The 6,612-nt window shown below is 65.1% G+C and carries 9 protein-coding genes and 1 pseudogene; 5 read left to right on the forward strand and 5 right to left on the reverse strand.

All coding sequences use genetic code 11. The features are described from left to right. The first annotated feature begins 86 nt into the window (after nt 1-86). The 5 genes and pseudogenes from ACIBJF_RS51160 to ACIBJF_RS51180 all read left to right on the forward strand — a co-directional run bounded on the left by ACIBJF_RS51160 (nt 87) and on the right by ACIBJF_RS51180 (nt 3,297). Entirely contained in the window at nt 87-266 is a 180-nt protein-coding gene (locus ACIBJF_RS51160) for a hypothetical protein (RefSeq protein WP_399184754.1), read from the forward strand. A gap of 625 nt (nt 267-891) precedes the next feature. Continuing rightward, complete coding sequence (locus ACIBJF_RS51165) at nt 892-1,236, forward strand: SsgA family sporulation/cell division regulator (RefSeq protein ID WP_399184762.1); 345 nt, start codon at nt 892-894, stop codon at nt 1,234-1,236. A 355-nt stretch (nt 1,237-1,591) separates the two neighbouring features. Then, entirely contained in the window at nt 1,592-1,933 is a 342-nt protein-coding gene (locus ACIBJF_RS51170) for a hypothetical protein (protein WP_399184755.1), read from the forward strand. Between the two features lie 220 nt (nt 1,934-2,153). Beyond that, nucleotides 2,154-2,336 carry a hypothetical protein gene (locus tag ACIBJF_RS51175; protein ID WP_399184756.1) on the forward strand — a complete coding sequence of 61 codons (183 nt, stop codon included), beginning with the start codon at nt 2,154-2,156 and terminating at the stop codon, nt 2,334-2,336. A gap of 407 nt (nt 2,337-2,743) precedes the next feature. Further along, nucleotides 2,744-3,297 (forward strand): annotated as a pseudogene (locus tag ACIBJF_RS51180) (PP2C family protein-serine/threonine phosphatase). Between the two features lie 380 nt (nt 3,298-3,677). Here the strand turns inward: ACIBJF_RS51180 and ACIBJF_RS51185 are convergent. The 5 genes from ACIBJF_RS51185 to ACIBJF_RS51205 all read right to left on the reverse strand — a co-directional run bounded on the left by ACIBJF_RS51185 (nt 3,678) and on the right by ACIBJF_RS51205 (nt 6,491). Further along, nucleotides 3,678-4,007 carry an NIPSNAP family protein gene (locus ACIBJF_RS51185; protein ID WP_399184757.1) on the reverse strand — a complete coding sequence of 110 codons (330 nt, stop codon included), beginning with the start codon at nt 4,005-4,007 and terminating at the stop codon, nt 3,678-3,680. 40 nt (nt 4,008-4,047) lie between these two features. Continuing rightward, entirely contained in the window at nt 4,048-4,575 is a 528-nt protein-coding gene (locus tag ACIBJF_RS51190; protein ID WP_399184758.1) for an SsgA family sporulation/cell division regulator, read from the reverse strand. A gap of 67 nt (nt 4,576-4,642) precedes the next feature. Next, nucleotides 4,643-5,056, reverse strand: coding sequence for a hypothetical protein (locus tag ACIBJF_RS51195; protein WP_399184759.1), 414 nt, complete (start codon nt 5,054-5,056; stop codon nt 4,643-4,645). Nucleotides 5,057-5,702: 646 nt separating this feature from the next. Then, the gene (locus ACIBJF_RS51200) at nt 5,703-6,173 is read right to left on the reverse strand and encodes a PAS domain-containing protein (protein ID WP_399184760.1); all 471 of its coding nucleotides are present in this window, start codon (nt 6,171-6,173) and stop codon (nt 5,703-5,705) included. A gap of 51 nt (nt 6,174-6,224) precedes the next feature. Beyond that, nucleotides 6,225-6,491, reverse strand: a complete 267-nt coding sequence (locus tag ACIBJF_RS51205; RefSeq protein WP_399184761.1) for a PAS domain-containing protein — start codon at nt 6,489-6,491, stop codon at nt 6,225-6,227. Between the last annotated feature and the right edge of the window lie 121 nt (nt 6,492-6,612).

A 6,612-nucleotide genomic window follows, 5' to 3' on the forward strand; every position in this document is an offset into this window, starting at 1 on the left:
CGCCGCTATCTCCCCGAGGGAAGCATGGACACGATCTACCCCCAAACCAAAGATCAGATCGAACTCGCTACACCACCACAGGGGACATGACCGCCGCCCTCAACGCCGTCGCCCGCACCAACGCCACGGGTCTCTTTCCTCACCCGGCAACGATACACACTGTGTCCGCGACGCTACTGACCGTCGCACGTCTCCGCCACTACGGTCGCCGGACCGTCGCCCGCGTGGTCTTCAAACCCATCGAGCGGAACACGGACGAAGGCTGACGGCGGATTTCCGCTCCGCGTCCCAGAGTGCGTACCGGGAGGCGACTCGTCGGCCGCCGCTTGCGCGGTTTGCATACCAGTTCCGCGGACGACAAGATCATGTTAGTTGATCATTCGGTGTGCCTTGATGTTTCGCGATTGCCACTCCCTGGCGGCAGGACCCCAGTCTCGTGATCCACTTCGTCGCACGAGTGTCCATATTCCGCTGGGCATCGGATCCTGCGCCGCTCCGACGCCATCGCGAATCGAGGTGGCTTGATTCCGTACAGCTGCTCCCACCTTCACTTTCCGTGTGGCGTATGTTCTACTGATGGAGGTTTCATACGATGTATGGAACTTTAGGGAGTAATCGTACCGATGGCGTGTGTCAAGGAGTCACCGTGTCAACGCCTGATCAGTGCTGATCGGTGAGACAAAGATCGCCTTTCTTCGACAGGCGATGCCGGTGGCTCCTGGAAACTCCTATCTCTGTCCAGCCCCATTCGATTCAGACGACAGCCCTTCCGGTGGTCGTCCCGTATGACTCGAGGCGCTAGGAGTAATACCGGTGAAGTCATCTAAAACCGTGGCGCGGGGGCTCCCTGTGCAGCTTGTCGTTTCTAGCGAGGTGTCGCTGTCACTGACCATGCGGCTGCGATACGAATCCAGTGGTCCATGCGTTGTCCGCGCCGCATTCACCGTTCTCGACAGCGACGAGGCGGTGGAATCGATCATCGGGCGTGATCTTCTGACTGATGGGCTGAAGGGTCCAGCCGGTGAGGGAGACACACGTATATGTCCCGTGATCGACAATGGCCCCCGTGACGTGTACATATTCCTCAGCCTGCCCGCTGGTACGGCTTTGCTCCAAGCTTCGGGACGGGACGTCAGAGCATTCCTGCACGAGACGGAGGAGCTGGTGCCTAGAGGGGCCGAGACCGGGCACGTCGACCTGGACGCTTCGTTGGTGCAACTCCTCGGTGACGGATGAAGGGACCGGTTCAATGCTTCCGCTGATGACCATGGCTCTTCAAAACCAGCCGTCGCCGATCGCTGGTGCGGGCGCTATATCGCTCTGCGCACTGATCTTCACCATCTCGTCTTTCTGGTGGATCAACGCAAGGCGAGGGTGCCTGGAGTCGTGGGAGCCTCAATCCTTTGCGGCGATCGTCCATTGCTCCATGACTCGCCTGCGGCTTCCGCTCGTCCTGCACAACACCGGTGCCAGACCGATAGTCGTGCAAGGTCTCAGGTTGACCTTTCCTGACGAGCCTGCCTCTCATCTGCCACTTCTGTGGGTGTCCTCGCCGTCCCGTCTCCGGCCTCGGCTGGATGAGGAGCCAAAGTTGCCGGCAGGGTTCGCCGTGGCTGGGAGGGAAGCTCAGCAGCTCTTCATGGAGTTCGAAGCCCCATTTGCGGGCTTCCTTCTTGAGCCTCGTGACTACAAGGTCCAGATACAAGTGAGAGTCGGTCATCGGAAGGGATGGCGCTCGCTTCTGACGTTCACCTTGAGGGCCGCCAACATCATTGATCGCGACCGATACACCGTTTACAGCAACGCACCTGTGGAGCTGACGAAAGAGGACAGGAAGAAGGCGGATGCCGCCCTCCGGGAGCTGTTGGACGAGCGGGAGGACCTGTCCGCTCTGGGCGAGAGGAAGCGGTGGGCTCCTTCGGATGATGATTGAGGCCCGCCAGGAGTCGATTCGGTGAGGACGCTCTGCTTACAACGGCTCTGCGGTGGCCGGCAGGATCGCTTGTTTCGGGCGGCGTGTGGAGAGCAGCACCGCTTCAAGCCAGTCCGCGAGCCGTACCGACCGTGACAGGAAGTCGCGCGCGGAGCACGCATGGCCGAAGAGGGCGCAAAAGGGGCGTATGGGGGCGCGAGGGATATCGGATGATCGCGCCTTGCAGCGGCGCGCGGGGCGCGGGCTGCTGGTGATCGCGCTCGCACTGATCGTGGTCATCACTGTGACGGACATTGGTATCGGCACCAGTGTTCATCTGGGCCCGTTGCTGGTCATCGCGCCGACTCTGACCGCCTCCTTCGCCGGTCCGCGGCTGACCGCTCTGGTCGGGGCTCTGGTGTAGGCCGCCCTGGTGGTCATCTCGGTCTTCCACGGCGGGCTGACCGCGACCAACCACCTAGCACAGCTCATCGCGCTGGCCGTGCTGTCGGCTCTGGTGGTCCTCATTGCCTATGTGCGGGAGCGGCGTGCCCGGGAGCTGAGCCGGGTGCGGTCGGTGGCCGAGACGGCACAGCGGATTCTGTTGCGGCCTCCACCCCGCCGGATCGGACCCTTGCGGGTGGCCTGGCTGTATCTGGCCGCCGAAGACGAGGCCCAGATCGGGGGCGACCTGTTGGCGGTCGCCCGCGCCGATCACCCCTGCACCCGGGTACTCATCGGCGACGTACGAGGCCATGGGCTGGCCTCCATCGGCGAGGCGTCGGTGGTGATGGGTACGTTCCGTGAGGGGGCGCTCACCGGTACGCCTCCTTGCCCGAGCTCGTCAGCGCCGTCGAAGAGAGCGTCTGCCGGAACCTGGAGGAGGTCGCCGATACCACGCACGACGCCAGCGAGCACTTCATCACGGCCCTCATGATCGACATCCACGATCAGGGCCCGCAGGCTGAGATGCTCAACTGCGGCCATCCGCCCGCCTGCTGATCCATGCCGAGCAGGTGACCGTCCTGAACTCCCCACGGCCCGCGCCCCCATTGGGTCTGTGCACCCTCTTCGTGCGGAGCGACCGCACCGACCCGTTCATCTTCGAAGCGGGCGACATGCCGCTGCTGTATACCGACGGCGTGATCGAAGCCCGCTCACCGACGGGAGCCTTCTACCCGCTCGCCGAGCGGGTCGCCGCCTTCCTCGCTTCAAGCCCCGACGCTCTGCTGCACCACCTTCACCGCGACCTACTCGAGCACACCGGTGAGCAGCTCACCGACGAAGCCGCCTTCCTGATCATCGAACGCACCCCCTCGCGCCATCTGCACCGGCCGCACCTCATGTCCCATGCCGGCAGGTCTCTCCCGTCCACGACCGGCTGACGGGCACTGCCCTCCCCGCCAGGTGACGCAGTCACGGCGGCGCGAGCATCAGCGAACCCGTCGTCCGGTCCGCTGAGCACGCTCCGCGGATTCGTCACCCTGCGAGCCGCACTTCGTCGGTTGTGCATGGCGGAGCTGCCGTGGGGCGGGCGCCCGATCTCATGGCCATCATGATCGCCGTCCGTCGAGCCGTTCACCGCCCCGGAAAGCGCTCTGGCTGTAGTGACCACATCCCGCGCGCCGCCGCTCGGGATACGGACCGACCGCCACCGCCGATCACCGACTTCGTCCATAGCCGCTGCCGACTGGCGCGCGCCTTTGCCGAGTTGCGCACGCCGGATGCCGGTCCCTCGGCCGCGTCACTCGTCGCAGGCCGACCGTCAGCGCAAAGGTGAGTCCACGGTGGGCGTCAGCAGGGTCTCGTCGAGGCCGACGATCTGAATGATGTTGAAGCCCTCCATGTCCGCGCGGAATTCAGGACTCGACAGGTACGCCTCCAGCCGCTCCTGCACGTCGTCGGCGTCCCTGTAGGAAACGAGGGCGTACAGTCGGGGAGTCCCGCTTCCGGGCGCCGTGGGCACCGTCCAGACGCCGTGTGTGGTGATCCGGTGCTTGGACATACCGGGAATGTGCTGGGCCCAGACCTTCTCGTAGGCGGAGAGCGCCTCGGGGCTGCGCAGGGTGTAGATACGGAGCTGGTACTGGGGCATGACGTTGGTTCCTTGACTTCAGAGCATGGATGGTCGGCGGTCAGCCGTGGGGGAGCAGGTGTGCCAGTTCGGCATCCCAGTCGATGTGGGCTGACTCGGTACCCCGTGGCACCAGAGCCTCCGTGCCCTGAAGGAAGGACATGATGTCCCGCATGGGGACCTCGAGCAAGGCGGTGCCCGCGGAAGACCCGAGGGCGATGTACATCCACTGGTCACCACGCCCCACGGCCGACCAGATCCGGACGTCCGCGCAGCCTGCGCAACCCTTCAGGCCATCAGTCAGAAGGTCCCGCCCCAGAACCCATTCGACGGGCTTGTCACAGTCGACGAAGAAAACGGCACGGACAACATAGGGATCAGTGGGCTCGTACCGCAGACGTACGCACAGGGGCAATGAGTAGGCGCGCGACACGACCAGCTGCACGCCCACCCGCCGCTCTACGGCCTTCAAGGACTTCTTCATCGACTTCCGCTCCTGGGCGTGGCTCGACGGCGCCTCACGCCGGCCCATGGCGAAGAGGTAGCGCGTGCGGAGGCGGTGTAGCAGGCCGCGGGCGCCGGACGGCACCGGCGCATCGCACGATGAGTGGCGCGGCGCTCGAAGCACGGCCCCACGGCCTCGACCGGTACCCGCCTCACCGGTCGTCACGGCTCAGGTCGTAGTGGTCCCTGTCACGGCGGTCGTGCTCGAAGCGGTTCCCGTCGTGGTAGTACGACCTGTCCGACTTCCAGCCGTGCCCCTCGCCCTCCCAGTGGTAGAAGCGACCATCGCGGTAGAAGAGGCCGTCGCAGTCGTGCCGCGTCGCATCGGTGCCGTGGTGGTCCTGGTGCCAGCCGCGGATCTCGTCGCAGGAGTAGCCCTGCTCGAGCAGGTAGCCGACACCGTGGTCCCAGCTGTAATCAGCGGCCACGTCCCCTTCGGTCGGACGCTGGGCGTGCGTGGATGCAAGGGGGGCGGCCGAAGCGGTGCCCCCGGCACCGAGGACGGTGACACCGGCGACCGCAACGGACGAGACAGTAAGGGCGATGCGCTTCGTGAGCTTCTTCATGATCTTCCCTTCCCGGTGGCGTGATCTGTGCCAACGGCGGTTCTGCCAGGCGATGTGTGGCGCCCGACGTGGTCCGAGCTTGCGAGTTCCATACGTCGTATGGAATTGCCCTTCCATTGCTACCATACGTCGTATGGAAATGTCGAAGAGACATGACTAACCCTGTGACTGGCGCGCACGAGCACCAATAGATCCCGCTCTTCGGTGCGAGCTGCCCGCCGCCGGCCCCCTCGGCAGGCTGGCTGTCCTTGCCTTGGCCGCGACGGTGTGTTTTCGCCCTGCGTACCCGCGAGGGCGCGGTCGGGTTGGCCGAACGGTGGGAGGCGCGGAGCGGGTTCTGGTGGTCGGCGGCTTGGTCGGCTTGGAGATCGTCTCGGCCCTTCGAACGTGGGCTCGTGGTCAAGGATTAGACGGGGGGTGGTCGGACTCCAGGCTCGCGGGGAGATCGCCCAGCCATCGCCCGCACTGATCGGTACGCCGAGTAACTCGTTCAGTACATCCAGGGTTGGGCAAGCAGGTCACGCTGAAGTCGTTCCCAGCTCGCTTGCCGGCTGCGGTGGACCTCCTCATGGCTGGCCGGCCGTACGCTCCCACGACGCGCTGGCGGACCTCGCCCTGGCGCTTGAGATCGACGTCTGCGAGTTGCCTACGCAGCACCGCGTTCTCGTGCCGCAGGACAAGAAGCTCGGCGTCCTTGGCCACCTGCCGGCGCAGCAGCAACACCGGGACCGACAACAGCTTCCTCGCCACCCGATAGACCAGCGCGACAATCACCCGCGGCATCGTCCCAGGCGGCCCTGAGCACCACCAGACCCCATACGACCTGCAGGAATGCCGAGACGTCCATGACACGCGGTCGGCCCGAAACACCCCTGGGAGACACGTACACCACGCGCTCCGGGCAGGGTGCCCCGCTGTCCAGCACAGCGCGGAGTATCGCCTCCACCTCGCCGGGGGGTGAGAACTTGTAGGCGTCGGTGAGTCGGCGCCCAAGGATCCGCTCCTGGGTCCCGCCGCACATCGTCTGTGCGGCGATGTTCGCCGCCGCTATCCGCAACCCCGTGTCCAGAACGTACAGGCCAACCGGTACCCGGGTGAACAAGGACTCAAGCACCACAGTGCCTGCATCAGGCGCCGGTGCTCCGTTCGCTGGCGCCTGGAAGAGGCCTCAGTCCAAAGAGCCGTCCTGACGTGGCAGGGGCCGCACCCGCAAGTCTTTGGCGACAACGTGGCCGCTCGCGTCGCACAGCGCCACTTCATCTCGGCCCGGTTCCGCTTGCTGGTCAGCCACAGCTGCTGTGCGGGCCAGCCAGGGCGTGATGGACCGCCCGAGCACCTCATCCGTTCCACGTCCCAGTAGTGCCTCTGCCTGGCGACTCCACTGCACTACGATGCCCGAGCTGTCGACGACCATCAGCGGATCATCGCCTGCCACGGCAATCACCTCCTCCCTTTCCAGTCCAGCGTCTCTAATCAGCTAAGCGATCCCATGTGAACCGTGAGGTCCAGCGTGGGTTCTGCCCACTTTGGTGGGGAAGCATGAGCGTGCAGGTGGA

This window comes from Streptomyces sp. NPDC050743 (genome assembly GCF_044456925.1).
Classification (GTDB): domain Bacteria; phylum Actinomycetota; class Actinomycetes; order Streptomycetales; family Streptomycetaceae; genus Streptomyces.

Coding starts and splice junctions, on each gene's coding strand:
- ACIBJF_RS51160 (WP_399184754.1), top strand. CDS start 87: ATGACCGCCGCCCTCAACGCCGTCGCCCGCACCAACGCCACGGGTCTC.
- ACIBJF_RS51165 (WP_399184762.1), top strand. CDS start 892: ATGCGGCTGCGATACGAATCCAGTGGTCCATGCGTTGTCCGCGCCGCA.
- ACIBJF_RS51185 (WP_399184757.1), bottom strand. CDS start 4,007: ATGCCCCAGTACCAGCTCCGTATCTACACCCTGCGCAGCCCCGAGGCG.
- ACIBJF_RS51195 (WP_399184759.1), bottom strand. CDS start 5,056: ATGAAGAAGCTCACGAAGCGCATCGCCCTTACTGTCTCGTCCGTTGCG.